We start from the raw sequence: 25736 nt of genomic DNA on the forward strand, positions 1-25736 counted from the left end.
ATGATTTCTCCGTCCAAGACGTCGTTCCGGGCGGCGCTGGTTCAGATGTGTGCCGGTCGCGACGTTGCCCGCAACGTCTCCGACGCCTTGGCCCTCATCAGCGAAGCTGCCGCGCAAGAGGCCGACTACGTGCAAACTCCCGAATGCACGACGCTGATGGAGATCGATACCGAGCGGTTGATGGCCGAAACCAAGCCGGAGACGGGCAACGAGGCCCTTGCTGCGTTTTCGGCGGCGGCGGCGGATAAAAAAATCTGGCTGCACATCGGCTCCATGGCAGTGAAGGTCGGAGACCGGCGGCTCGCAAACCGCTCATATTTGATTGCGCCCAATGGCGAAATCAGCGCGCGTTACGACAAGATTCACATGTTCGACGTCGATCTCGGCAAAGGCGAGGTCTATAGCGAAAGCGTCAACTATCAGGCGGGTTCCAGCGCAGTGGTTTCCGAGTTGCCCTGGGGACGGCTTGGCCTGACGATCTGCTACGACCTGCGTTTCCCGGCGCTGCACCGCGCGCTCGCCAAAGCCGGGGCATCCTTCATTGCCGGGCCTGCGGCTTTTACGCGGATCACCGGAGAGGCGCATTGGCATACGCTCCTCAGAGCCCGCGCCATTGAAACCGAGACATTTATTTTAGCGGCCGCCCAGGGCGGGCGTCACGAAAACGGCCGCGAGACATTCGGACATAGCCTCATCATTTCGCCCTGGGGCGAAGTCCTGGGCGAAGGTGGTACGGATCCCGGCGTCGTGATCGGCGACATCGATACACACCATATTGACGAAGTTCGGCGCAAAATCCCATCTCTGACACATGACCGGCTTTTCGACCTCGTCGAGGAGCGGTCTTCGCAGCTCGAAACGATAAGAAAGTAAATGATCAAGTACCGTCTTAGCTGCACCGACGGCCACGAGTTCGAGAGCTGGTTCCGCACCATTGCCGAATACGACGCCCAATCGCGCTCGGGTGCCGTGGCCTGTCCACTGTGCGGATCGACCGAGATCACAAAACAGCCGATGGCGCCTGCGGTCGTCTCCGGGCGCAGCAGCAGCAACGCAGGATTGCAAGCGCGGCCGCAGGCACCTGCCGATCAGAACACACGCGCTGCGATGACCGGTGCACTTCGCGCTTTCAAGAAGGTCGTTATTGAAAACTCCGAAGATGTCGGCTCGGCCTTTGCGGAAGAAGCCCGGAAAATCCACTTCGGCGAGGCGGAAGAGCGCAATATTCGTGGGAGCACGACCGTCGAAGAAGCGCAGGCCCTGCACCAGGATGGCATTCCGTTCGGCATTTTGCCGCCGTTGCCTGAAGATCTTAACTGACGCGACCGATCCTTATCGCGGCAAACCTCAGCCCCTGGAAATTTCAGTCAGGGTGTATTTCAAAGCGTCGGGCAGTGAGGCTGTGCTGAAGCTCGGCTGGCTATAGCCGGCGGCCGTCCAGACGTACCGGCCCTTGTCTGCCGTCCAGATACCGCGGAAGTGGCCGTCGCGCTCCACCAGTAGGCTTTCGAAAGACTGCTCTGCTGTGAACCCGCGATGCACAAAGCCTTCTTCGGCGTGAAGAGCTTCTGCCAGAAGCCCCAATCGAGCTGTTTTCATCATTCGGATGACCTGCAACAGAACGCCGGTCAATGAACGCGGCGGGAGCCACTTAGATCAGAGCGTGACGAGCAAGGCTTCCGCTCGGCGATCATCTGCCCTTGATTTAGAACGTCGTTCAATAGTTAATCGTTTTTGACCCTACGCGATTGATAACAACGTTGATTATAACTCTCGCTATCGCCCGACCGGAGACGCGGCGCGGTTCGCCCCGCAGGCATGCCCGAGAGCTTGTCGTGCCCGGCTGCAGAGGCATTTTGGTGGTTGCGGGCGGGGCGTGACACGCTAGAAACAATCATTAATCGGGACACGTCGGTCCCGCGGAGATCACCCAGCAGATGCCGTCAAGCGTGACCAGACTTGATACCTCCGCGCGCCCGTCGCCCCGTGCGGCATCCGCGCTCCGTCATGATTGGACACGCGCCGAAGCCCTGGCGCTTTATGAGCTACCGTTCATGGACCTGTTGTTCCGGGCGCAGACGGTGCACCGCGCGGCATTTGACCCGAACAAGGTCCAGATGAGCCGCCTCCTGTCGATCAAGACGGGCGGCTGTGCGGAGGATTGCGGCTATTGCAGCCAATCGGCGCACCATAAGACAGGTCTCAAGGCCTCGAAGCTGATGGAAGTCGAGCGGGTCATCGCCGAGGCCAAGAAAGCCAAGGCAGCAGGCGCGACGCGCTATTGCATGGGTGCCGCGTGGCGCAGTCCAAAGGCGCGCGACATGGACACCGTCGTCGCCATGGTCGAGGGCGTCAAGGGACTCGGCATGGAAACGTGCATGACTCTCGGCATGCTCACAGATGATGACATCGTGCGACTGCGGGATGCGGGCCTCGACTATTACAATCACAACGTCGACACCTCCGAAGCCTACTACAGCAAGGTCATTACGACCCGTACTTATGCCGACCGACTCGATACCCTGGCGCGGGTGCGCGACGCCGGCATGAAGGTCTGCTCAGGCGGCATCATCGGCATGGGCGAAGAGCGCGAAGACCGCGTCGACATGCTCGTGACGCTCGCCAATCTCGAAGAGCATCCGGAGAGCGTGCCGATCAACATGCTGATCGCGATTCCCGGCACGCCGCTCGAAAATGCCGAGCGGATCGACCCTATCGATTTCGTCCGCACCATTGCCGTCGCCCGCATCCTGATGCCGAGGTCGTTCGTGCGTCTTTCCGCGGGGCGTACCGATATGAGCGATGAAATGCAGGCCTTATGCTTTTTCGCGGGCGCCAATTCGATCTTCGTCGGCGACACGTTGCTGACCGCTGACAATCCGGGCGAAGACAAGGACAGCCTCTTATTCGCCAAGCTCGGCCTCGCGCCGCTCGAACTCGACACCGATCAAACTCAAGACCATGAGCCCGCGGTTTGCGCGGGTCGACAGGATGCCCTCAAATCATGAGCGTGCGCTCGACGCTTTGCAGCGCCGTGGCCGGTTGAGGTCGCTCGACGCGCCAGCCGGGATCGATTTCACGTCGAACGACTATCTCGGTCTTGCACAATCGCAGGAGCTTGCCGACGCCGTTGTTGCCGCGATCGAACGCGGCGTGCCGGTCGGGGCCGGGGGATCGCGTCTGCTTCGCGGCAACCATCCGGAGCATAAGGCACTTGAAGCAGAAGCAGCGCGTTTCTTCGGTGCGGAAACAGCGCTTTTCTTCGGCGGCGGGTTCATCGCGAACACGGCGCTGATGGCGACCCTGCCGTCGCGTGGGGACCTGATCGTCTACGACGAGCTAATCCATGCCAGCGTGCACGACGGCATGCGCCTTTCGAAAGCCGAGACGGCGGCTGCCAAGCATAACGATCCCCAAAGCATCGAAGACGCCATCAAAGCGTGGCGCGCATCGGGTGGCGTGGGGCAGCCGTGGATCGTCGTCGAAAGCCTTTACAGCATGGACGGCGACCGTGCGCCGATCGACGATCTCGCTCAGCTTGCGCGTCGCCATGATGCGATGCTGATTGTCGATGAGGCACACGCAACGGGCGTTTTCGGCCCTCAAGGCCGAGGTCTTGCGGCGCATCTCGAAGGCAGCGCCAACGTCATTACACTGCATACCTGCGGCAAGGCGCTTGGCGTGATGGGCGCGCTGGTGCTGGCTCCGAAGACGATCCGCGATTTTCTGGTCAATCGCGCACGGGCCTTCATTTACGCGACGGCTCCGTCACCGCTCGTCGCGGCGGCTGTCCGCGCGGCGCTCGAGATTTGCCGAAAAGAGCCGGAGCGACGCGAAAAGTTGCATCGGCTCATTACCTTCGCCGAAAGCGAATTGAAATCGAAGACGCAGTACGCGCCGTCGGGTTCACAAATTCAGCCGATCATCATCGGTGCTGACGCTTCCGCCGTTGCGCTCGCTTCGGCGATGAAATCCCGCGGCTACGATATTCGCGCGATCCGGCCTCCGACCGTGCCGGAGGGGACTGCGCGGCTGCGCCTGACCATCACGCTCAATACGGATGAAACCGTCCTTTCGCGCTTGGTTACGAATCTCGCTGCCGCCGAAGCGGAGATTGCGGCATGAGCACACGCATCGTCGTCGCCGGAACCGACACCGATATCGGCAAGACGGTTTTTTCTGCGGGGCTAACGCAGGCGTTGGATGGCTATTATTGGAAGCCGGTGCAAGCAGGGCTCGCGGGAGAAACGGACTCGGAGATCGTCAGCCGACTGAGCTGTTTTCCGGCGTCTCGTATCCTGACGGAAGCCTACAGGCTCAATACGCCTGCGTCGCCGCATTTCGCAGCCGAGCGCGACGGCGTCGAAATCGATCCTGAACGCCTGCGCCCGCAAGATCATCCGACGCCGCTCGTCATCGAACTCGCGGGCGGGCTCGACGTGCCGCTGACACGACGCCTGTTGCAAATCGATTTAGTCGCAGACTGGAAACTTCCGGTTATCCTGTGCAGTTCGACGCGGCTCGGCACGATCAACCATTCCCTGTTGTCGATCGAAGCTCTCAAGCGGCGCGCCATTCCAATTCTCGGCATCGCCTTCATCGGCGAAGAAAGCGCCGACAGCGAGCGCACGATTTCCTCCTTCGGGCGCGTGCGGCGGCTTGGTCGGCTGCCACGCATTCCTGAACTCACTAGCAGTACGTTGCGCCAGGCTTTTGCAGCGAACTTCTCGATTCCGGATCTTCTCGCCGTCGGAGCATCCGATCCATGAGCCGTTCGCCTGTCTGGCATCCCTTCACCCAGCACGGTCTTGAGCCGGATATGCTTCCGATTGCGAGATCGGGAGGTGCCTGGCTCGAAACTATCGATGGTCGCCGCATCTTGGACGGCATTTCTTCATGGTGGGTCATCACGCACGGCCACCGACATCCGAAGATCGTGCGCGCCATTCAAGAGCAAGCCGACAAGCTCGATCAGTTGATCTTCGCGGGCTTTACGCATGAGCCTGCGGAAGCCGTTGCGCGCGGATTGGTCGAAATTGCCCCGAGCGGCCTCACGCATGTTTTCTTTTCCGACAGCGGCTCGACCTCGGTTGAAGTCGCGCTCAAAATGGCGCTCGGGTATTGGAAGAATACCGGCAAAGCGCGAACGCGCATCCTCGCGCTCGAACATGCTTATCACGGCGACACGATCGGCACGATGTCGGCTGGTGCGCGCGGCGTATTCAATGCGGCTTACGAGCCGTTGCTGTTCGACGTCGGGCGCATCCCATTTCCCGAGAAGAGTGCCGAGCAACAAACATTTGACGCTCTTGAACAAGCATGCGGCGCCGGCGACGTCGCCGGTTTCATTTGCGAACCGCTGATCCTCGGCGCCGGCGGCATGCTGATTTACGACGCCGCAACGCTCGCCGAAATGCACCGCATCTGTGCGCGTTACGATGTTCTCTTTATCGCGGACGAGGTGATGACGGGGTTTGGGCGCACGGGAACGCTTTTCGCGTCGGAGCAAGCGAATGTTTCTCCCGATATCGTCTGTGTCGCCAAGGGAATAACGGGCGGCTCAATTCCGCTCGCGGCGACGCTCTGCACGGATGCCATTTTCGATGCGCATCTGTCGAAGGACCGCTCGCGCACGTTCTATCATTCGAGTTCCTATACGGCCAATCCGATCGCGTGCGCGGCCGCCGCCGCGAATCTCGAAATCTGGCGGAGCGAGCCGGTTGTCGCCCGTATCGGTGCGTTGGCGAAAACGCAGGCGGCATGCCTTCGCGGAATCGCAAAAGATCCACGATTTGAGAACGCACGCCAGATCGGGACGATCACGGCGTTTGAATTCAGTGGTGCGGGGACGGGATACCTAGCCGACGTGGCGCTATCGCTGCGCCGGAAACTTCTCGATCGCAATGTCCTGCTCAGACCTCTCGGTGCAACGATTTACGTCATGCCACCTTATTGCGCGACGGCCGATGATTTGAATGGCGTCTATGCGGCGATCTCCGAAGCTGCAGATGAGGTTCGGCCATGAGCGGCGTCGAAATCATCGGGCTTGGCCACTATGCGCCGGAGCGTATCGTCCCGAACGCAGAGATCGAAGCACGCTTCGGACTCGAGGCCGGATGGATCAAGCGGCGCACCGGCATCGACGCGCGACGGTACGCGGCGGACGATCAGGCGCTTTCCGATCTCGCTGTCCGCGCTGGCGATATGGCGATTGCGCAGGCCGGACTATCACGCGACAACATTGGTCTGTTGTTGCTCGCAACATCAACCCCCGATCATCTTTTGCCGCCAACCGCGCCGCTCGTTGCGCATCGTCTCGGGCTCGCAAATGCCGGGGGCATAGACATGGCTGGCGCCTGTGCAGGCTTTATCTATGCTCTGACGCTGGCCGACAGCTACGTGCGAAGTCACAGAGCGCCGGTGCTCGTCGTCGCCGCTAATATTCTTTCGCGCCGGATCAATCCGGTGGAGCGCGCCAGCAGCGTGCTATTCGCAGATGCCGCCGGAGCTGTACTGCTTGCTCCAAGCGAACGCGAGGATAGCGGCATTCGCGGAGCACACCTTACGGCTCAAGGCGCGCACTACGGATTGATCACGATTCCGGCTGGCGGCAGTCGGAAGCCGTTCTCAAAAGTCGATGATGCCAGCGAAACGTTGATGATCATGTCGGACGGTCAGGCCGTCTACGCAAAGGCGGTGGCGATGATGACGGGCGCGGCGGAAATCGCGCTTCGGAAGGCCGGGATCGTCGCAGCCGATGTTGCGCACTTCATTCCGCATCAGGCTAACGCGCGCATGACGGGAACAGTTGCGCTTCAGATCGGCGTTAAACCCGAAAGTCTCCGCACGACCGTCGCGGAATTCGGAAACAGTTCAGCCGCGACCATTCCATTGACGCTTTCGATATCGGCGCACGAGCACGTTTACCGCCAAGGCGATATCATCCTGATGACGGCGGCTGGCGCCGGATTAACGGGCGGCGCCGTCGTCTTCAGGTGGTGATTATTGCTTGATGCCTTCGACGTCGAGCGTCAGCTCAACTTCTTTCGAAAATGGTCCTAGATCGCGCATGATGCCGAAATCGGCGAGCTTCAGCGTCGTTGTTCCGGTGAAGCCATCGCGATAGCCGCCCCAGGGATCTTTGCCGCCGCCGACACGCTGCGCATCTATGGAAATATCCTTGGTAACGCCGTGCAACGTGAGTTTGCCGGCAATTATCGCCTTGTCCGGGCCCGAGGCTTTCACGCTTGTGCTCTCGAAGGTCGCGGTCGGAAACATTTCGGTATCGAGCAGGTCAGCGCCGCGCAGATGCTTGTCGCGCTCGGCATGATTGGTATCGACGCTCGTCGTATCGATCTCGATTTTGACTTTTGACGCATCAGGATTCTTATCATCGTAGGAAAATGTGCCGGAGAACTTATCGAACCGGCCTGCAATCCAGCTGAAGCCTAGATGCTTGATCCGGAAGTTGATCGACGCATGCACGTTCTTGGTGTCGATAACGTAATCCGCAGCCGTCGCCACCGTCGTCAGCGCGGATGCGAATGCTGCAACGGCAAAGGCGATCATTGCGATCTTCATCAGTGATTTTCCTCTTCTGGATTGATGGCAGGGCGCGGCGGCCCCGACCACATACGACTCAAAATTTTGCTTTTATCGACAAAGTGGTGCTTCAGCGCGGCAAGCGTGTGAACAACCGCGAGCGCGATCACGACATAAGCGACCACGCGATGGACGTACCCCGCGCTACTTTCGAGACCACGCATTTTAATGACCGACGGAACGTCGAACCAACCGAAGACATCGATGGGCTGCCCATCCGGCGTCGAGATCAGATAACCGCTAACCATCAACCCGAGCAGGAGGACATAAAATCCCCAGTGCGCGGCATATGACGCCTTCTGCTCGAGGGGCGACAGACCGTCGGGATCGGGTTTGATGTTCGTGATCCGCCAGAGCCATCGGACAAGCAATGCGATCAGGAGAAGGATTCCGACACTTCGGTGAAGATTGGGGGCGGCATTATAATAGGGACTGTAATAATCGAGCTTCACCATCCATACGCCGAGTGCGAACATGGCGAAAATCGCGACGGCCATAACCCAATGAAATAGCCGTGAGACAATCCCATAGCCTTGCGATGTGTCACGAAAATACATGATGGCCGGTCGCCCATCCCTCAGCTTCGGTGCAAGGGGCAAATGCGGATTAGCTTAGGCCTTTTCAAGACGTTCGAAGGGGGCGCTTCGGCCGGCAGTTGCGAAAACGGTCCGGCCGCGACGCGGGAGCCAATTTTAAACTTGACTCCAGAAGTATAGATTAGCTTAAATGCATCATCTGCCATTTGCGGGGCCTTGAACCCCGATACATTGGGGACTGACGATGAAACGTCCACACGTTGAAGGTGAGCACCTCGATGCGCATGACGTATCGAACGCGGCCCTTACTGCATCGATGCTTACGGCATCCGTCGGAATGATCTGGGACCTTGCCACAGGGCACGTTGCAGCATTCGACCGCATGCTTTCCAATATTTCAGACGACGGCCCGAATGCGCAGAACGCAGAGCAAGCCGCTGCGCCGCAACGGCGCGTGCCGTCCGTTGCTTCTGCTTCGTCGCGCATTTTCCATTCGATCCCAGGGAGTCGGACGGATGCGTAAGATTAGAAATCTCGAGTCGGCATCATCCTCGATCACAGAGGGCGAGCCTATATGTGCCGGCCATGCGCTTGGCTTTCCACTCCAAAGCGCGCTTGGATTCTCTTCGATCGAGAACATCACACTCGATGTCTTCCGCTGTATTTGCGACGTCTACGCCACGGCCTCGGCGCAGCCCTTGGAAGTCGCCGTAAGGTTCGCGGAAGACCAGCTCGGCGCCGTCGACGGGCCGTTACTCGTCGCTCGGGTTACCGCGCTGATGCGGGCCCTGCGCCACGAACGAGGCACCGGATTTTCTTACCTTAGCGTCGGCTGCCGGCATGTCTCCCCCGACGAGCTGACCATTACGGGACTGCTCAAGTCGGCGCGAACCGGCGACCGCCTTGCGTTCGAGAGCGGCATCGCGCTGGCGCTCAATAATGGTCAGATAACGGAATGGACCCGGCTCGCTGTGCGCTGCCTTGCGGATGCACAATTGCAGCATACCGAGCCACGGGCGGATCAGACAGCCGAATTCGAATGTCAGACCGTGCAGGCGCTTTATCTGCATTAGCGCATGGGCCGTGAGAGGCGCCGGCTGATTGGCCGATGGGACAAGGACGTGCCAGAAAAGACTGAAACACCAGTGCCGGCTGCGACGGGGGATGCAGGCGCTGCCGCGCGCAGTTCGCTCACGAGATATCTCGTGAGCGAACTGATGCGGGGCGAGCGTGAAGTCATTCTTGAGCACCGCGGACAGGATTATCGTCTACGCATCACGGAGGCCGGGAAACTTATTCTGAGCAAGTAGCTTGATGGCGCCGGCGTCTGCAGGCGCCGTTTACCGAATGAATCCGAGCGAAGATCATGCTCGGTCTTACGATACGTGTTAGAGCTCATGACATCCCGTCTCGCCGCTCTATGCACGTCGACAGCGGGCCGGCTCCGCATGAAACCCCAGCCGTCCGGCCCGCTGTTTCTCTGTTTCTCTAAACCGACGCTGCCGGAAAACTCACCTCGACACGAAGTCCGGGTGCGTTATCGGCAAGCGTGATCTTGGCGCCGTGCAGGTCGACAATCGCTGCAACGAGGCTCAATCCCAGACCGCTTCCATCCGTCGAGCGGGCGCGCTCCAACCGGTAAAGCCGGCGAAAAACATTTTCCCTTTCGGGAGGTGGTATGCCCGGGCCGGTATCCGTCACCTCCACCCGATAGAGTCCTGGAGATGCGCAAAGCCGCAATCCTATATCGGTTCCCGAGGGACAATGGCGAATGGCGTTCTCGACCAGATTCGCGAAAAGCTGGACGAGAAGCTCAGGATCGCCGCGTACGATCGCCGGATGCGCGACTTCGCTCGCAAAACTCAGCCTGTCACCCGCGTCCTCGGCAACGATATCGTAGACGTCATGGACATCGGCCAAGAGCACCCGCAAATCGACGTCTACAAACTTATCCTTGCGCGCACCTGCTTCAATCTGCGTGATGCGGAGCAGGGCGTCGAACGTCTCCGTTATGGAATCAATGTCTAGCAATGCTGCATCGACAGCGGACTGAAACTCCGCCGGACTTTTTGCCTTGCGACGCGCGTCATCGAGACGTTGCCGCAGCCGGCCAAGGGGCTTCTTCAAATCGTGCGCGATGTCGGATGACGATTGATTGACGTTTTCAATCAGCTTTTGCAGGTTGCCGAGCATGCCATTAACCTGGGACGCGACCTGATCGATGTCATCCTGCAGGCCGGAGATCGGTACGCGGGCGGAAATGTGGCCTTGCGAAACGCGCGCGAGAGGATTTGCAAAGGCGTCGATGCGGTGTTGCGTCTGCCGCGCGAAATAGATCGCACACAAGGCGATCGCCACCGAGGTTGCCAGGAGACCATACGCCAGAAGCCTCAGCAAAAACGACTTCATTTGCTTGACTTCGCTGTTGTCGCTGCCGACCAGCAAACTGCCTTTGGAGAGCGGCTTCCAGATCGCGAGGAATTCATCGTTCGGCTCGCCGCGATCCATCGAGAAATTTAGATTCGACCGCTTCAACGTCATCCATTGGGTCGACTTCGGAACGCCACGGACATTACCCGCAAGAAATTTTCCGTTCTTATCGACAAGCTCGACGATGAAGTCCGGATCGCGGACGGACTCGCTTTCCTCTGCGACGACCGTCACCAAGTCGTCAAAGGTCCTGTCTCCATCCAAGACCGCCAGCGAGTCGATATTCGTGCGAACGCGATCGCGAATGTCGCTGACGAGGCGCGCGCTCGCCACCAGATAGATGACGGTGAAGAGCGCAAGCACGGTCGTTATAAAGAAAAGGGAGAATGCGGCCGCCAAGCGAAACGGTGTGCGCCTAAGAAGATCTCGCAACGTCAAGCACCATCGTTCACGGTGTAGCCGCTGCCGCGGATCGTATGAATGAGCTCCTTGCCATAGGGCTTATCGATCTTTGCACGGAGACGCGAGATGTGCGTTTCGACGACGCTTGTCTTGGGATCGAAATGGAAACTCCACACGCGCTCGAGCAGCATCGTCCGCGTCACGACACGACCGCGGTTACGCATGAGGACTTCGAGCAACCGGAACTCGCGCGGCTGCAGATCGATCATATCGCCGCCGCGCGTCACCTTGCGGCTGACGAGGTCAATCTCCAGATCGCCGACCTTGAGCCTCGTCTCCTCGCCTTTGGTATGCGGACGACGCGCGAGCGCATTGACGCGCGCGAGCAGCTCCGAAAAAGCAAAAGGTTTGACGAGATAGTCGTCACCGCCCGCATCGAGACCCTCGACACGGTCGTCGACACCGCCAAGCGCCGTCAGGAACAGCACCGGCACCCGGCGTCCGGCGCTGCGAATGGTCTTGATGATCGCCAAGCCATCGAGACCCGGCAGCATGCGATCGAGAATGATGACGTCGTAATCTTCGCCTATGGCCTGTGCGACGGCGTCGCGACCGTCGGCCAGGTGATCGACGGTGTGACCTTCTTCCTCGAGGCCCTTCGAAACGTAGGCCGCCGTATTGGCATCATCCTCAAGCAGCAAGATTCGCATTTTCGTACACCGATGCGTGGGCTCATGGGATGGCGGAGCGCCGGTGGAATCCGCCTGCGCTCCCAGTATACGACGAGTTCCGGAACCGCGCACAATGGAACAGGCGCTATCTTTATAATCTGGGCATTCATGCCCGCCGATTGCGGCCGAAAAAGCTATGTTTTCCCTCGACGGCAAAGACGATGAGGCATGCCGTCAGGCTGCAGGCGGCAAAGCCCGCGGCGATTGGAAATACTGTACCGTTGAACGCGTGCGCAACTAGACCACCTGCCATAGCCCCGATCGCGGTCGAAAGGGAGCCGGTCACCGAGGAGGCCATGCCTGCATTATGACCCTGCGGTTCCATCGCAATGGCGTTGAAATTCGGCGCGATGAGCCCAAACAGGAAGAACGCACTGGCAACCAACGGCGCATAGACCAGAATGCCGGCGCTGCCGGCTGCCGTTGCAAATGCGAGGCAAAGCGACACCGCGACGAACCCCAGAAGCGCAGCATGGGACAGCCTTCGCATCCCCAAGCGTCCGACAAGCCGTGCATTGACGAAAGATGCGACGGCCATCACCGAGGCTATGGCTCCAAAGACAACCGGGAATGCTTCGCCCATGCCGAACACCTCGACGAAAACCTGTTGGGCGCTTGCGACATAGGCAAGGAGACAACCGAACATGAAGCCGCCAGCAGCACCGTAGGCCATCGTCTGGGAATCAAAAATTGCCGTCTTAAGCGAGTCGCGCAGACTCATCGCATGTTCGAGACCCAAGGCCGGGGCGGCCGTTTCCGGGAGGCGAAAACCGGCCCAAATGGCGATCAGGATCGCCATCGCCAACAGGGCGTAGAATGCCCAATGCCAGTCGCCGAGTTGGATCAGGGCTTGGCCGATTGACGGCGCCAGGACCGGAATGACGATGAATACCATCATCGCAAACGACATGACGCGCGCCATCTGCCGGCCGCCGTAGAGGTCGCGTACGACCGCGATCGCAATCACGCGGGGAGAGGCGGCGCCGATGCCTTGCACGAGCCGCGCCGCAAGAAGCATTGGAAACGCATTTGATATTAGGGCGGCTACCGTGCCGACAATGTAGATTGCAAGCCCCGCCATCAGTGCCGGCTTACGGCCGACGTGATCGGAAAGCGGACCGAAGAAAAACTGTCCGGCCGCGAAGCCTGCCATGTAGAGAATGACGACGAGTTGCCGATCGTTCGCGCTCGTGACGCCAAGTGCCGCGCCAATCTGCGGTAACGCCGGCAGCATGATATCGATCGAGATCGCCGTCAGCGCCATCATCGCCGCGGTGAGCACGACGAACTCGACGAACGACAAATTGTGCAGCGCTTGTGGCGATCCGGTTGAGGAAAGCACGTCATCCTCGCGCTCTAGTGCGTTCATTATTTTGTCTCTGAGATGCCCTGCCGAATCGGCTTGGGCGCCGGTCCTATTACGCCAACGAGAGCGGAAATGCGGCATGTAAGACGTCACAGCACCCCAGCCGCGACAGTCCGATCGCCGCCACTACTCATTTTGGGCTACGGATCGAGGATGTCAGCGCTCGTTTATATAGCGCCATCTATTTTGTAACTTTCCGGTCCCGGCATTAATTACTTCTTCGGGAATAAATTTTGGTACCGCAAATAAATGGTGATTTCGCCCATTCATCTTCTCAATTATACGCATGTACCGCATATTTTAATGTTTTTGATTGCGTCAACTCTTCGTGCCCCAACTTAACGCATTATTTCGCTTTATTCGGCAAGAACATTTCTCAGCGAAGCGGTGCCGTGAAGCACTGACGGCATGAAGCCCTCCCTCGCTCGGCCGCCTTCCGGAGCGGCATTTCCTAAGCACCATTGCGATGAATTTGCTTGCCTGCGGGCGAGCAAATGCGCGCGACGAAAGAAATCCAGAAAGCGGCGTGACAGCCGAAATTGAGTCAGGGTAGCGGAGTATCTCGTAATGGCAATGGATGACGTCGCGCAGTTCGACGAAGGAATCGCCGATCTCGATGTAAATACCGAAATTCTTTCGCTTAAAAAATCCCGCAACCAAGCATCGGCGAAAAAGAAAAAGCGGATTACCGCCACGCCCATTCTCCATTTCCTTTCGACTCAATCCTTTGCTAGTCCCTTCGACGTCAACATGGCCGTCGATGCGGGATACAAGGTCGTCGTCCCGCACACCGGAGTGCGGCTGAACGACACGCGCGCGCTCGTCCAGGACGCCATTTTCTCCCGGCCGCCGCACTATGGCTGCAGGACGGCGATGTTCATCGGCGGCAAAGACGCGCTTCTGGCGCTCGATATGCTGGCGGTCGCCAAGACGTCGCTCGTTCCACCCTTTCAGCTCTCTGTCCTGGCAGATCCCGGCGGCTCATTCACCACAGCCGCGGCCATGGTTGCCTGCGTCGAGAGCGTCTACCGCAAAAAGACGTCGCGAGCGCTCGAAGGCGCCAGCGTCGCCGTATTCGGTGCCACGGGCGTAGTCGGGTTTGCATCGGCTGTCATCGCCGCCCGCAACGGCGCCGACGTCAAGATCGTTTCTCACATGGGCCTGGCAGCGCTTGAACCCTTGGTGCGCGCCGGCAAGGAGCGCTTCGGCGTGACCCTCAAGCCGGTGTTGGGTGGTCGCGACGCGGACAAGAGCAAGATCGTTGCGAATGCCGACGTCGTTCTTTGTGCGGCTGCAGCCGGCATTCAGGTCTTGAAGGCGAAGCACTTCGAAAAATCGAAACGGACCATCGTGGTTGCCGACGTCAACGCCGTGCCGCCTGCCGGCATCGAAGGCGTCGAGCTATTCGATTTCGGCCGCACGATTGGAAAGCGTGGGCTGCTGTCTGTTGGACCCCTCGCGATCGGCGATATCAAATATAAGACTCAGGCGGGGCTCCTGCGTCGCATGATCCGCACGGATCAATCTTTGATGCTCGACTTCAACGATGCCTTTGCAGTTGCGCGGCAGTTCGTGCGTAAGAAGACGCGCTGAGGTCGAAACTTTCGCCAAAGGCTCGACTGCAGGTAAGGAGCCCGCTGGTTATCGCGGTTCCGATCCTCCGTGCGGTAGTCGCCTAAGCCTTTGTTTGTTAACAGCGTATACTGTTCTGCCACTTTCGATGCGCCTCGCCGACTGTCTCTCGGCAATATTGTATTACTCGTCGTGATAATTTTGCCATGGTTGAGGCAAAGGCTTTCGCGAGCGTGACCGTAGCGAGGGGCATCGGGGAGGGGGACTGCGCTTGTTTTATCGACGCCATTTTGCCGCTGCGCCGACGCGTTTGCTATTGGCCGCAAGCCTGCTTTTCCTTCTCATTCCGGCTGTCCAAGCATCGGCCAAGGAGACATCCGAAAGCTGTGACGCGTCGGCCAAGCTTGCCGTCCTCGTCTCGCCGCTATCACCCTGGAAAGGCGCGTCGCTGCGCGTTGTCTTCGCAGTCGAAAAACCGCTTCAAGGCGAGCTTTCGCTGATCGCACCGGATGGCAGCGTTGCACTCAAGTCGCGCGAACGCCGCGGCGGTCCGCCCTATTTCTGGTTCGCGGAGATCGCGAAGCCCGTCGCGGGAACATGGCGGGCGACACTCATCTCCGACGATGCAGCCGCGATATGCAGCAAAGTTACGCGCGAAATCGTCGTCGGCAGCACTGCAAAGCCAGCTTCGCAAAGCTCAGACAAAAGTGTCTGGCCCGTACGCGACTCCTGGAATCGCAAGACGGAGAATTTATATTCGGCCTGGATCGAAAAGCTTTTCGATGCGCCGCTTGACGAAGCACCGTCGTGGGCTGCGCTCCATGAGGTGCTGCGCAATCAATCGCGAAATTTCCTGTTTGACCATCTCGGACTCGGCGAAGACAGGAAGGGCCTCATCATTCGCCCCGATTGCGCCGATCTTCCGTATTTTCTGCGGGCGTATTTCGCCTTCAAGATGGGATTGCCATTCGGCTATTCGAAATGCTCGCGCGGCGGAGGCGGCAAGCCGCCGAGATGTCCGCAGTGGTGGAATATCCAGAAAGAGGAACCCGGCGCCGAGGAGCAGAAAGTTGCGGATGCGAAGCCGGGTTTGATTTCCGGGATATTCGGAGATGTTGCCGCGAAGCCCTCGACTATCCGTGGCCCATCAAGACCAGCCGGGCTCGTGTCGGGTTTCGGCTATTATTTGCGAACGACTGTCGCAAACGCAGTCCACTCGGGTGCCGGGCGAACGGCAGCGGACGACAATAAGACCGACTATTATCCGGTGGCGCTGAAAGAGGACACGCTCCGTCCTGGGACGATCTATGCCGATCCATACGGGCATGTTCTGGTGCTTGTGAAGCGCATCGCGCAGACGAGCGCCGCGGCGGGTGTGTTTCTTGCCGTCGACGGGCAGCCCGACGGTACGGTCGCGCGCAAACGCTTTTGGCGCGGTAATTTCCTGTTTGCACAGGACCCGGGGCTAGGCAGCCCTGGTTTCAAACGCTTCCGGCCGATTGTAGCTGACAAGAACGGCGGCTTACGACGTCTCGCCAATGCCGAGATTGCCAACGAGGCCGACTACGGCGACTTTTCTCTCGAACAATCCAAGCTTAGTGTCGAAGCGTTTTACGATCGCATGGACGACGTGATGTCACCGGCGCCACTCGATCCGCTGCGCGCCATGCAGGAGGCCATCACGGCGCTTGAAGAACAGGTGAAGGCGCGCGTCACGTCGGTTGAAAACGGCCGGAAGTATCAGAATGGCGGCGGTGCCGAGGTGGCCATCCCGAACGGCGCATCGATTTTCGAGACGACCGGAGCTTGGGAAGATTTTTCGACGCCGTCACGCGATCTTCGTCTGCTGATCGCGATCGACGTGGTTCGGGGATTCCCCGATCGCGTGGCGCGGCGCCCGGAGCGCTACGCGATGCCCGCAGGCAAGAGCGTCGCCGATGTAAAGGCGGAACTCGACCGCACGCTTGCCTCGGAGCTTGCAACGCGTAAGTTCGCCTATCTGCGCAGCGATGGCTCGCAATGGCCGCTGGCGCTCAAGGACGTGGTCGAGCGTACCGCCGAGCTCGAGATGGCGTATAATGTCAACGATTGCGTCGAGCTTCGGTGGGGCGCGCCGGACAAAGGCGATGAAGCATCAACGTGCAAGCGACGCGCGTCGGGAGCGCAACGGCAGAAGATGGCGGAGTATCGGCCATGGTTTCACGAGCGGCGACGGCCTGCACGCAACTAGGTTTATGCAAATCCAACCCTCACCGAATGTTGCGTGCGGAAGGGTGAAGGTAGCGGTTTGTGACTAAACTTATCCTTTCCGAGATTCGGCGCCGTTACGTGATTGAGCTTAGGCCGCTCGATTCTGCAACGGAGGCCGCGCTCGCCGCCGACCCGCGCCCCGGTGCGAAAGCCATCCTGGACACTATCGCGCGACGCCGTTTCGACCATAGGTCCGAAGGCCAGCGAATTAGAAAGTTGCTGCGCTTTGAAACCTCGCTTTGGAGAACCGGCGTGCAGTATGTCGCCGGAGTCGATGAAGCCGGGATGAGTCCGCTCGCGGGACCTGTGTCAGCCGCGGCTGTCATCTTCGCCCCGGGCGCACGTATTTCAGATATCGACGACTCGAAGAAACTCGACGGTGCGACGCGCGAACGGCTGACTATAGAAATCAAGAAGACGGCAATTGCCTGGTCCGTCGGCTTTGCCGAGGTCGAGGAAATCGACAGCATCAATATTTACTGGGCGGGCCTGCTCGCGATGCGCCGCGCGATCGAGGGACTTGCGTTGCCGCCGGAGCATGTTCTTATCGATGCCCGTCGCATCAAGGATCTTGCAATTCCGCAGCAATCGATCGTGAAGGGCGATGCCAAGAGCCTGACCATCGCTGCGGCATCCATTCTCGCCAAGACCGCGCGCGATGCGCTGATGCGAAAATTGGATGCAGAATATCCAGGTTACGGCTTTTCCAAGCACAAAGGCTATCCGGTGAAAGAGCATCTTGCGGCGCTCAATAAGCTCGGCGCATCGCCCGTTCATCGCCGGTCCTTCGCGCCGGTACGCGTCGCCTTGGGTTTGCCGCCTCTGCCGCCGTGGCCAAATTTCGACGGGACGACATCGGCAGCCCGACGTTAACGCGAAAGGCAGCATATTCACCGCTGGTTGAAATTGATTGATCCTTTCAGTGATCATGCATCCACCGTCGCACCTGCATCCGTAACACCGGCGTAGCTCGCACGTATCCAGCCGTGTGCGGTGTTGGATGCAGCTCCACATCATCATAGATACCCCCATTGAGAGCTGGGAGGTCGGCAGCTGCGGCTGGGGGCGAGAGGGGCGAGAGGGACAACAGCAAGAGCAAGCAAAGAGCACAATAAGATTTTGGCCACGATCGATGTCCCCGTGCGGGGAGGCATCCATTTGTCCCCCCGACATAAATTCGTCGGCGGGCAAAACGCGGGACAAGCAGAACGGCGCCCTGAACATCGTTCGTAATGCCCGTAAACTTCACTCTCCGAATTACCTTTTACGGTGGGCCAATATCCAGAGCGTGGCTTCCTCGAGATTCTCGGCAACGTAGCTCGTCCAATGGCCCAATTTAGAATCGTCTCCCGGACGGTACTTGCCAGTCCGAACGAGAATTCCGTTCAAGCCACTGGTGATTGCGCCCTCCACGTCGGCCTCCGCATCGTCGCCAATCATAACAACCTCATTCGCACGGCAATGAAGATCATCGACTGCCGTATGGAAGAAGTCCGCCGACGGCTTGCCGAACAGCATGGCCTGTCTATTCGCGGCAAATTCGAGGGCGGCGACGAAGGGTCCGGCATCTAGGCTCAACTCTCCGTCCGCGTCCTTGAAGTTCCGGTTCTTCGCGAGCGCCACCAATTCTGCACCGTCAATGACCTTCCGATATGCGCGATTGAGGCGATCGTAAGTGAAGTGTTCTCCGGCGTCTCCGACAACGACAGCCTCTGCGCAGCCACGCGGCAGGCCGGCGAAGTCCTCTTCCAAGTTGGGATGCACGACCAAAAACGGCGATAGCATGTGCTTTTCGAGATAGGCTCGCGCCAGCAGGGCTGGCGTCAACAACTCGTCGCTTGAGACATGGAGGCCCATTGTGCGCAGATCCGCGATCACCTGACGCTTCGAGCGGCGCGTGGTGTTGGTGATGAAGCGTAGCGGTAGCCCGACATTGCGCAGTCGTTCGACTGCTGGAAGAGCGCCTTCAAGGACGGTACTCCCCACGTAAATGACGCCCCCGAGATCTAAGAGAACGCCAGAGATTGCAATCGTGTTGTCGCCACGTTCTTGCATGCTCGACATCCTCATCATTTCCAGTCGCAGAGTGCGGCTGTCGGATCAGTTTCCGAAGAGTTCTAGTTTCCACCGCGGCTCCGGCTGGTAGGCCATCTCGGCTATCACTTTAGTCGCGTCACCTCGCCCTACTTTTGCTACCTCTTTGCTGAGGCGCTGCGCCATGAGATGCCTCGAAATTGTGCTCCCACGCGTGTACCCAGACAGCCGGGCTGCTTGAGAGCCAACTGGAGCATTGAATGGCCGACTCCATCGTCGAAGTAGGCGACTGTAATTCCGAGCCGCTGTCGCGGACGCTTTCAGCGGCTGGCGCTATGGCTTTGGTAGCCGCAATCGTCACCGCTTCTTTGCGACATGAATATCACCGCTTAGTACGGCGGCTCGGGCGTGTTTGCGAATCCGCTGTGCCTCTTGATATCGGATTGCTGGTCTTGCCGCATGTAGGTTCACTGCCCTTCGCTCGTGCGCGTCGATAACAGTTTTTGTGCTGCTCTTCAGGCAACGCCGTCGTCGGGTCTTTCATCGATTCACAGGTTATTCTTTTTAGCGCTCCCCGAGGACGAGGCAAAGTCATTGCCGATATTTCCTCGCCGCTCCTAGATGATGGCAGCGGTGCGGGGAGACGGTTTCGGGGCTTTCGAAGGGACACGCCGGGCCGTCCACTGCCCTTGTTCAGCGATCAGCGTCGCGTCACGACGACTTCCAAATATTCGCTGGGAACCACCATCGTTCCATCACCGGACCTATTCAAACGTCCGATCAGCTCGATAATATCCTGCGTCAGTACCTCCCTGCCCGTCGCGTCGAGCGCCTCGAAGGCCTTCAGCATCGGACCGTAATACTGTCGGAAGACATCCACAAAGTGTTGCGCCGAACGATAGCGGAACACGAAGTAGCGGGGCTCGGCGACCAGAGATGATGCCTCCGCGCGAAAGGTCTTTTCGATCCACTCCAAGGTGCCCCAGAGCGCAGGCGATTTAACGCCTGCCGGCGGCGGAAGATGCTTACCGATGGTCTTGAACATCTGCCCGATGAAGCCGTCGGGCGTCCAGTTGGCGAGGCCGATACGACCGCCGGAGCGGCACACCCGCAGCATTTCGCTCGCGGTGCGGCCCTGATCGGGGCTGAACATACCGCCGAAGGTCGATGCGACCGCATCGAAGGACGCATCCGTAAAGGGAAGATCCTCGGCATCTGCCTTCTGAAACGTCACCGGAAAGCCTTCGGCCTCGGCCCGCTGACATCCGCGCTGTAAGAGGTTATCGACGTAGTCCGTAGAGGTTACGTCACACCAGCGGCGGGCGGCGGCGAGCGTGAAATTGCCATTACCGGCGGCGACATCGAGTACCTTCTGGCCCGAACGCAAATCCATCGCCTCCGCCAGTCGCTCACCGACGATTTGAATCGTTACGCCTACGATTGCGTAATCACCCGACGACCAGGCCACTTGCTGTTTCGCTTTGATCGCCTTCAGGTCTGGAGTGCCAATAGGCGGTCGGCAATCGATAATTGTGGTCATGTTATCTCCAATCTTTGTGAGTGATCGCATGCTGCCGTCCGCTGGCGCATTCGGCTTTGCGTGATCATTCACTAGCGATGAAGCGGGCTCGAGCGAATAACTGGGCTGCCGCAATTCTTGCTCGCGCGTCCAAAAATCCGCTATCGTCCAATCGCGGAGCGCCACCGTCGAGCGGCCGCCCCCTAACCTCATGAGTTTTTTTGAGGCTTCTGTGAGCATGACCGCTGACGTGCTATCGGAAGTCTTGTCGGCCGTCCGGTTGACGGGCTCAGTGTTTTTCGACGTTACGGCGGCGGCGCCATGGGTAGCAGAGGCGCCGCCTTCGGCGGAGATCGCCGATGCCGTTATGCCGGGCGCCCAACATGCGATCGAATATCACGTGGTCACCCAAGGATCGTGCTGGATCTCCCTCGTCGGCGGCGCACCGTTCGAGCCTGTCCAATTGCGAGAAGGGGATATTGCCGTCATCCCGCATGGAGAGCCGCACGCGGTGTCGAGCGCGCCGGGAATGCGTGCCGAGCCGAATTTGGATCTACACCGCCGTTCGAACGGCGATAGCGACTTACCGTTCAAGCTCAAAACCGGGAACGACCGAGCGAGCGATGCGCATCTGATCTGCGGTTTTTTCGCCTGTGATGTCCGGCCATTCAACCCACTCCTCGAGGCGCTCCCGCGCTTCATGCGCATCGGCCGTGGAGCGTCACCAGCGACGGATGGTCTGCTGGAACAGTTTATCCGGGTGGCCTCAGCCGATATCCGCGACAAGCGAGCGGGCGCTCAAAGCGTTCTGAACAAACTGTCTGAGCTCCTGTTTATCGAGGCGATCCGAAGCCATATGGATGAGCTCCGCACTGAGAATATTGGTTGGCTCTCCGCGTTGCGTGATCCTTTGGTGGGCCGCGCGATTGCGTTGTTGCACGCCCAGCCGGTGCGGTCCTGGACGCTTGATGAACTTGCTGCGGAGTCGGGAGCTTCCCGCTCTGCACTCGCGAGCCGATTTACGCAGCTGATGGGATACCCGCCGATCCAGTATCTTACCCGATGGCGCATGCAGCTAGCGGCGAAGCGCCTGAACGAAAGAGGCGCGAAGATTGCAGCCGTGGCGCAAGAAGTCGGCTACGACTCCGAGGCTGCATTCAGCCGGGCATTCAAGAAGTTTTCCGGAAAATCACCGAGTGAATGGCGATCGCAATGAAACTTCGGGGCACCTAGCTGATGAATCGGTAGAGACCTTTGTGGCGTCGTCAGTCGCGTCGGGGCATGGCTGGCCTGCCCGACATCGCGATGCTTGAAGGCGTGAGGATTCCAAATGACTTTCGAAGAATGTGAAGAAATCGGTGACTGAGCCGATATCTAAGGCGTAGTGTTCGAGCAAACTGATGTTGACTTCACACTGTCCTGATGGAGCGCCCATCTTTACGGCGCGCTGCACGGCAGGGCAGGGGTCCGCACGTTAGGTGTGGATCCCATTTGCGGTGGAAACTCCAGCGCATCGAGACGACTTCGCGCTCGGAATGGCTAATACGCTTGGCAGCGTCGCGTTCACCCAACTTTAGTCGAAGACGAAATGCACCGCTTGGGATCGATCTCGGCCGGCCCCCATACTCGCTGACGTGCCAATGGCACGCTACTTCGAGGCAAGTTCTCGTCTCTCAATCGAAAAAGGAGTTCGTTTAGCGGGTTCGCTTTTTTGGCGATGGTTTCGGTCGATCACAGAACTCCTGCCTTGGTCCAGTTGACGGGAGCCATGATTCATAAAAGTTTATATGGCCTGAAAAACTTGGGGAGCGCGTGTTCTGAAGCTAGAAATCCTCATCTCGGCCATATTGTTCATCGTCGTTTGTGCGCTCGCGTACAAACTGGGATCCGCCGTCAACAAGAAACCCAAGCAGGATCCGATTTTTCACCCTGACGAAACATCGGCCTTTCAAGAGAGCTTGGTTGCATGGCCGTCGTCCGGAGCGACTGCGGCCTCTATCCGAATTGCGACATCTGTAACTGATCCGCCGCCGGCGGCGCCTCTTTCCGCGTACCCAAAGCCAGACGCTGCTGCAACAATTTCACCGCGAGCGTTGGAAAACAATCCGCCGCCCGCTCCTCTCAGCGGAGTAAAGCCGGCACAGCTTTCGGAAGATTCAGCCACCCGTCTCTCGACCAATCTTCGCAATGCAGGTGAGGACACCGCACAGTCATTGCCTGACCGCGCCATAGCCGGAGAGCCAAATGTTTCGAAGACGCGCGACCCATCGGCGCCGCCGCGTGTAGTGTCTCCTGTCCCCACGTTCAAGCCGGACCTTTCAGTACCTGCTAACGCCAAATCGTATCAAGCGCCGGACGTCGCCGCGACGCTAAGGGGTGAAAAGCTATTTGCCGAACTTCGATCACTGGCTTCACCTCGGCCGCCCGCTGAGTGCAACAGCTGTGAGCCGAGGGTCACTCCTGACGTCCGGGCGACGGTTGCCCCGGGAGCAGTTGTGCATGCCCATCATCCGGCGCCAGTCGAATCCCCCGCGCAGCCCCTGATTTTCGAGGGAGTTCGGCCGGACGTCCGAGCAACACTTCCGCCAGCGTGACGAGATTTCGCCGCAATCGAGTCTCGAACTCGACAATCACAAAGTTGAGCGATAAATGCGCATGCGGATGGGTCCTTTGCCGCGCCGTTGTCGACGGCATGGCGGGGCGAGCGCTAAATTTGCGCACTTAACAACTCATTACAACTCATTCGCGCTGCCTTTTAGGTCATCTCACTGTGACTACGCCGCTGTGCCTGCCAGCGCGCCAAAAGTCCAAAGGCAACGCCGCTCACTGGCCACACGATGGCTCCGGACACGACCACGAACGGGCTCGAGTACTCGAGGAAGTCGTTGACAACGAACATCAGTCCCAGCGGCATGCCCCAGGAAACGATACCAAAAAACACCGCCTCGCGAGTAGTCAACATTCCCCACGCATTATTTTGGGGAGCGCTGAAATCGGACAGGCGGCGCACCACGATGCTCAATGGAACACCAACCAGAGCTCCAATGGCAAGTGCCGCGATCAACGGCGTCATCGATCCAATGCTCTTCAGCTGTGGTACGGCATGCAGGAAAGGCAACGCCGCGCACGACACGGCCGCGTACATCCAGCTGCCAAGGCAAGCAATAAGCATGCTAGATTTTTGTGACATGGGGCAACTCCTATTGAGGTGTCGTGCCCATGTAGGTCCACCCCGCAACCATTGTCTGTTCCCCACGTGATATTCGGCGATGTTGTAGTTTGCAGGCAAGGTGTTCAGAGCTGTAGCAGTTTGGTTGGACTTCTCCGCTTAAAGTACTGGCGCATCGTCGGTGTCGTGGAATCATTTTTGGAAGGGCACACGGCGTTGGAGAGGCATTTGCGTGCGGTCGCGTCCTACTCCATCCAGGCCGATACCGGACCCGTTGCGGAGTTGTTGAATTCGCAGCCGCACGACAGGCGGAAAAATCCCTGGCGTTTGAGCCATGCCGAAAGGTGGTTGCGGCTCCGTTGATTGCCGCAGCGGCACGCGCGGGGAAGCCGGCCCCTGCGCAACGTGGTCATGCGGCGGGCCACCATCGCTTGCAAGAATTCCCTTGAAACAATCTGCAGCAATGAAAAAAGCTCGTTCGCGTTAACTACGCAATTTCAGATTGTTAGATCGCTCCACCGAGACATACGCCTTTGTCGCGCGCTCTTTGCAGAGCTTGGGCCTCGTCCAGTAGCCGTTCTACGCGCGCCTTTCGAGAGCGGCAATACGCTCGCGTTCTTTGCGCTCTGCTTCAGCTTTCTGTTTTCGCGCTTCGACGAACTCAGCTTTACAAAGACGCACCGCTTCCTGCGGCATTGCAGTTAAGCTGCGGAGCCTTCTCCGTGCATCCAGGCTAAGCCAAGCTCCCACGCCACGGAAAGAATGATCGATCCGACAAAGAGACCAATAACTCCATGGGCGATCATTCCGCCGATAGCACCGATGATGATCAGTAGCATCGGCGCGGAGAGACCACGTGCCATAACGATTGGCCTCAAAAAATTGTCGATCAGTCCGACAGGAACCATGTAGATAGTGAAGAGAAGTGCATGTGCTGTTTCTTGGGTCAGCCAACTCCAGATAATAATGGGCAGAAAAAGAACTGCCGGGCCGATCTGAATGATCCCGAGAACAAGCGACGCGAAAGCGAAAATGCCCGCACCGGGCACGCCTGCCACGAGAAAACCTATTCCCGCTAGAAAGGATTGCAGCAGAGCCACGCCGATGATTCCGCGAGACACGTTGCGGATCGTTGCGCCAGCCAACTGCACCATCTCCGTGCCACGTGGCTTCAGCACGCGTTCCAATATCTGAGCAATGAAATCGACAAGCTTTGGGCCCGGGCAAAAGAGGAAGCCCGAAATAACAATCGAGAGCAAGAATTCAAGCAATCCGACTAAGACGTTCGACGCCGCTTTGAGTAGCCAACCAACCATGGGCTTCAACACTGGCGCTAACGCGGCAAGCTGCGCGCCAATATCTGTCACGGAGCGTAGCCAGAATTGATAGATTTGTTTGCCGGCTATTGGCCATTGCTTGACCGATTCCGGAGGTAATGGGATCGATAAGCCGCTCTCGAATTTTTCGGCGACGAAATCGACTCCATTGAGTAGACCGAAGCCAAGCCACACCACTGGCGCAAGTATGACAAACATACAAAGCAACGTCACGAGTGCTGCGGCGAGCTTCTCATTATCAAGCCAATGCTCGAGCCAGCGAAATACAGGGTAAAGAGCCACAGTCAAAATGGCGCTCCATACCAAAATGGTGAGGAACGGGGCAACGATTGCGAAAGACCAATAAGCAAGCAACCCAAGCAAGCCGACACGGATGGCAATATCAACACCCTCGGCACGTAAGGCTGTTCGTTCCTCCTGCCTATCACTCTCGATGGGCATCGGTCGAATTCCAATTGGCGATTCTGCAATTAGACAGCTTGCTTGTCGAAACGATGCTTTGGCTTAGGATCACTTCAACTAAGCATCGGGTTAAAGCGCAATGATAGCCTACTCATCAGTATCAGGCCATCCTCAAAGCCCACGGTCGTCCGCGTTGGAACAGGCGGCAAAGGCAACATAGCGCGGCTTGTGCTTGGCTCTGTTTCGAGCAGCGTAGTTGCTCACGCGCACTGCCTGTAACGGCCACAAGATAACGGAAAGCGCTCGGCATGCCTGCTCTTATTACACGGCGTGGAAAATGTTGCGCGATGGGAATTAGAATATAAGCGCCGAGATCACTTCATATA

25 protein-coding genes are annotated in these 25736 nt (G+C 58.7%); 15 read left to right on the forward strand and 10 right to left on the reverse strand.

What is annotated here, in order from left to right:
- Nucleotides 1-873, forward strand: a complete 873-nt coding sequence (locus HYPDE_RS15720; RefSeq protein WP_015599511.1) for a carbon-nitrogen hydrolase family protein — start codon at nucleotides 1-3, stop codon at nucleotides 871-873.
- On the forward strand, nucleotides 874-1320 hold the full coding sequence (locus HYPDE_RS15725) for a DUF1178 family protein (RefSeq protein WP_015599512.1): 447 nt from the start codon (nucleotides 874-876) through the stop codon (nucleotides 1318-1320).
- Nucleotides 1321-1347: 27 nt separating this feature from the next.
- Here the strand turns inward: HYPDE_RS15725 and HYPDE_RS15730 are convergent, their stop codons facing one another.
- A complete protein-coding gene (locus HYPDE_RS15730) occupies nucleotides 1348-1602 on the reverse strand; it encodes a hypothetical protein (RefSeq protein ID WP_041321430.1) in 255 nt (84 codons plus the stop codon).
- A 335-nt stretch (nucleotides 1603-1937) separates the two neighbouring features.
- Between HYPDE_RS15730 and bioB the strand changes: the two genes are divergently transcribed.
- Genes bioB through HYPDE_RS15755 form a run of 5 tightly spaced genes read left to right on the forward strand, consistent with a single transcriptional unit; the run spans nucleotide 1938 to nucleotide 7002 of the window.
- Nucleotides 1938-3008 (forward strand): biotin synthase BioB, encoded by a 1071-nt coding sequence (bioB, locus tag HYPDE_RS15735; RefSeq protein WP_015599514.1) that lies wholly within the window; start codon nucleotides 1938-1940, stop codon nucleotides 3006-3008.
- Nucleotides 2992-4125: an 8-amino-7-oxononanoate synthase gene (locus tag HYPDE_RS15740; protein ID WP_015599515.1), complete on the forward strand. Its 1134-nt coding sequence runs from the start codon at nucleotides 2992-2994 to the stop codon at nucleotides 4123-4125. The genes bioB and HYPDE_RS15740 overlap by 17 nt, the downstream gene beginning before the upstream one ends.
- The gene (bioD, locus tag HYPDE_RS15745) at nucleotides 4122-4769 is read left to right on the forward strand and encodes a dethiobiotin synthase (protein ID WP_015599516.1); all 648 of its coding nucleotides are present in this window, start codon (nucleotides 4122-4124) and stop codon (nucleotides 4767-4769) included. The genes HYPDE_RS15740 and bioD overlap by 4 nt, the downstream gene beginning before the upstream one ends.
- A complete protein-coding gene (locus tag HYPDE_RS15750; protein WP_015599517.1) occupies nucleotides 4766-6025 on the forward strand; it encodes an adenosylmethionine--8-amino-7-oxononanoate transaminase in 1260 nt (419 codons plus the stop codon). Before bioD ends, HYPDE_RS15750 begins: the two co-directional genes overlap by 4 nt.
- Nucleotides 6022-7002 carry a beta-ketoacyl-ACP synthase III gene (locus HYPDE_RS15755; RefSeq protein WP_015599518.1) on the forward strand — a complete coding sequence of 327 codons (981 nt, stop codon included), beginning with the start codon at nucleotides 6022-6024 and terminating at the stop codon, nucleotides 7000-7002. Before HYPDE_RS15750 ends, HYPDE_RS15755 begins: the two co-directional genes overlap by 4 nt.
- Here the strand turns inward: HYPDE_RS15755 and HYPDE_RS15760 are convergent, their stop codons facing one another.
- Together HYPDE_RS15760 and HYPDE_RS15765 are read right to left on the reverse strand one after the other, a co-directional pair.
- Entirely contained in the window at nucleotides 7003-7581 is a 579-nt protein-coding gene (locus tag HYPDE_RS15760) for a YceI family protein (RefSeq protein ID WP_015599519.1), read from the reverse strand.
- Nucleotides 7581-8159 carry a cytochrome b gene (locus HYPDE_RS15765; protein WP_041320568.1) on the reverse strand — a complete coding sequence of 193 codons (579 nt, stop codon included), beginning with the start codon at nucleotides 8157-8159 and terminating at the stop codon, nucleotides 7581-7583. Before HYPDE_RS15765 ends, HYPDE_RS15760 begins: the two co-directional genes overlap by 1 nt.
- A 223-nt stretch (nucleotides 8160-8382) precedes the next feature.
- Here HYPDE_RS15765 and HYPDE_RS15770 point away from each other — a divergent pair, with 223 nt between their 5' ends.
- Genes HYPDE_RS15770 through hemP form a run of 3 tightly spaced genes read left to right on the forward strand, consistent with a single transcriptional unit; the run spans nucleotide 8383 to nucleotide 9448 of the window.
- A complete protein-coding gene (locus tag HYPDE_RS15770) occupies nucleotides 8383-8661 on the forward strand; it encodes a hypothetical protein (protein WP_015599521.1) in 279 nt (92 codons plus the stop codon).
- Nucleotides 8654-9211 (forward strand): hypothetical protein, encoded by a 558-nt coding sequence (locus HYPDE_RS15775; RefSeq protein WP_015599522.1) that lies wholly within the window; start codon nucleotides 8654-8656, stop codon nucleotides 9209-9211. The genes HYPDE_RS15770 and HYPDE_RS15775 overlap by 8 nt, the downstream gene beginning before the upstream one ends.
- Before the next feature lie 48 nt (nucleotides 9212-9259).
- Nucleotides 9260-9448, forward strand: coding sequence for a hemin uptake protein HemP (hemP, locus tag HYPDE_RS15780; protein WP_244437708.1), 189 nt, complete (start codon nucleotides 9260-9262; stop codon nucleotides 9446-9448).
- A 178-nt stretch (nucleotides 9449-9626) separates the two neighbouring features.
- Here hemP and HYPDE_RS15785 read toward each other — a convergent pair whose 3' ends face one another.
- From HYPDE_RS15785 to HYPDE_RS15795, 3 genes are all read right to left on the reverse strand, one after another.
- Complete coding sequence (locus HYPDE_RS15785) at nucleotides 9627-11006, reverse strand: sensor histidine kinase (protein ID WP_244437709.1); 1380 nt, start codon at nucleotides 11004-11006, stop codon at nucleotides 9627-9629.
- On the reverse strand, nucleotides 11003-11680 hold the full coding sequence (locus tag HYPDE_RS15790; protein WP_015599525.1) for a winged helix-turn-helix domain-containing protein: 678 nt from the start codon (nucleotides 11678-11680) through the stop codon (nucleotides 11003-11005). Before HYPDE_RS15790 ends, HYPDE_RS15785 begins: the two co-directional genes overlap by 4 nt.
- A 127-nt stretch (nucleotides 11681-11807) precedes the next feature.
- Nucleotides 11808-13070 (reverse strand): multidrug effflux MFS transporter, encoded by a 1263-nt coding sequence (locus HYPDE_RS15795; RefSeq protein WP_015599526.1) that lies wholly within the window; start codon nucleotides 13068-13070, stop codon nucleotides 11808-11810.
- Between the two features lie 564 nt (nucleotides 13071-13634).
- Between HYPDE_RS15795 and HYPDE_RS15800 the strand changes: the two genes are divergently transcribed.
- From HYPDE_RS15800 to HYPDE_RS15810, 3 genes are all read left to right on the forward strand, one after another.
- Complete coding sequence (locus tag HYPDE_RS15800; RefSeq protein WP_015599527.1) at nucleotides 13635-14660, forward strand: NAD(P)-dependent methylenetetrahydromethanopterin dehydrogenase; 1026 nt, start codon at nucleotides 13635-13637, stop codon at nucleotides 14658-14660.
- 250 nt (nucleotides 14661-14910) lie between these two features.
- Nucleotides 14911-16869 carry a hypothetical protein gene (locus tag HYPDE_RS15805; RefSeq protein ID WP_015599528.1) on the forward strand — a complete coding sequence of 653 codons (1959 nt, stop codon included), beginning with the start codon at nucleotides 14911-14913 and terminating at the stop codon, nucleotides 16867-16869.
- Between the two features lie 59 nt (nucleotides 16870-16928).
- Entirely contained in the window at nucleotides 16929-17762 is an 834-nt protein-coding gene (locus HYPDE_RS15810; protein WP_041320570.1) for a ribonuclease HII, read from the forward strand.
- Between the two features lie 384 nt (nucleotides 17763-18146).
- Here HYPDE_RS15810 and HYPDE_RS15815 read toward each other — a convergent pair whose 3' ends face one another.
- Together HYPDE_RS15815 and HYPDE_RS15820 are read right to left on the reverse strand one after the other, a co-directional pair.
- Nucleotides 18147-18953 carry a TIGR01458 family HAD-type hydrolase gene (locus HYPDE_RS15815; protein ID WP_015599530.1) on the reverse strand — a complete coding sequence of 269 codons (807 nt, stop codon included), beginning with the start codon at nucleotides 18951-18953 and terminating at the stop codon, nucleotides 18147-18149.
- A 670-nt stretch (nucleotides 18954-19623) separates the two neighbouring features.
- Entirely contained in the window at nucleotides 19624-20463 is an 840-nt protein-coding gene (locus HYPDE_RS15820; protein ID WP_041321434.1) for a class I SAM-dependent methyltransferase, read from the reverse strand.
- 217 nt (nucleotides 20464-20680) lie between these two features.
- Between HYPDE_RS15820 and HYPDE_RS15825 the strand changes: the two genes are divergently transcribed.
- Nucleotides 20681-21658, forward strand: coding sequence for an AraC family transcriptional regulator (locus tag HYPDE_RS15825; RefSeq protein WP_015599533.1), 978 nt, complete (start codon nucleotides 20681-20683; stop codon nucleotides 21656-21658).
- A 1539-nt stretch (nucleotides 21659-23197) separates the two neighbouring features.
- On the opposite strand, the gene HYPDE_RS15830 is transcribed toward HYPDE_RS15825, so the two are convergent.
- Nucleotides 23198-23632, reverse strand: coding sequence for a hypothetical protein (locus tag HYPDE_RS15830; protein WP_144061292.1), 435 nt, complete (start codon nucleotides 23630-23632; stop codon nucleotides 23198-23200).
- Between the two features lie 680 nt (nucleotides 23633-24312).
- Nucleotides 24313-25389 carry an AI-2E family transporter gene (locus HYPDE_RS15840; RefSeq protein ID WP_015599538.1) on the reverse strand — a complete coding sequence of 359 codons (1077 nt, stop codon included), beginning with the start codon at nucleotides 25387-25389 and terminating at the stop codon, nucleotides 24313-24315.
- A 42-nt stretch (nucleotides 25390-25431) separates the two neighbouring features.
- Between HYPDE_RS15840 and HYPDE_RS19655 the strand changes: the two genes are divergently transcribed.
- Nucleotides 25432-25629 (forward strand): universal stress protein, encoded by a 198-nt coding sequence (locus tag HYPDE_RS19655; protein ID WP_244437711.1) that lies wholly within the window; start codon nucleotides 25432-25434, stop codon nucleotides 25627-25629.
- The last annotated feature ends 107 nt before the right edge of the window (nucleotides 25630-25736 follow it).

The organism is Hyphomicrobium denitrificans 1NES1 (genome assembly GCF_000230975.2).
In the GTDB taxonomy this organism is placed as follows: domain Bacteria; phylum Pseudomonadota; class Alphaproteobacteria; order Rhizobiales; family Hyphomicrobiaceae; genus Hyphomicrobium_B; species Hyphomicrobium_B denitrificans_A.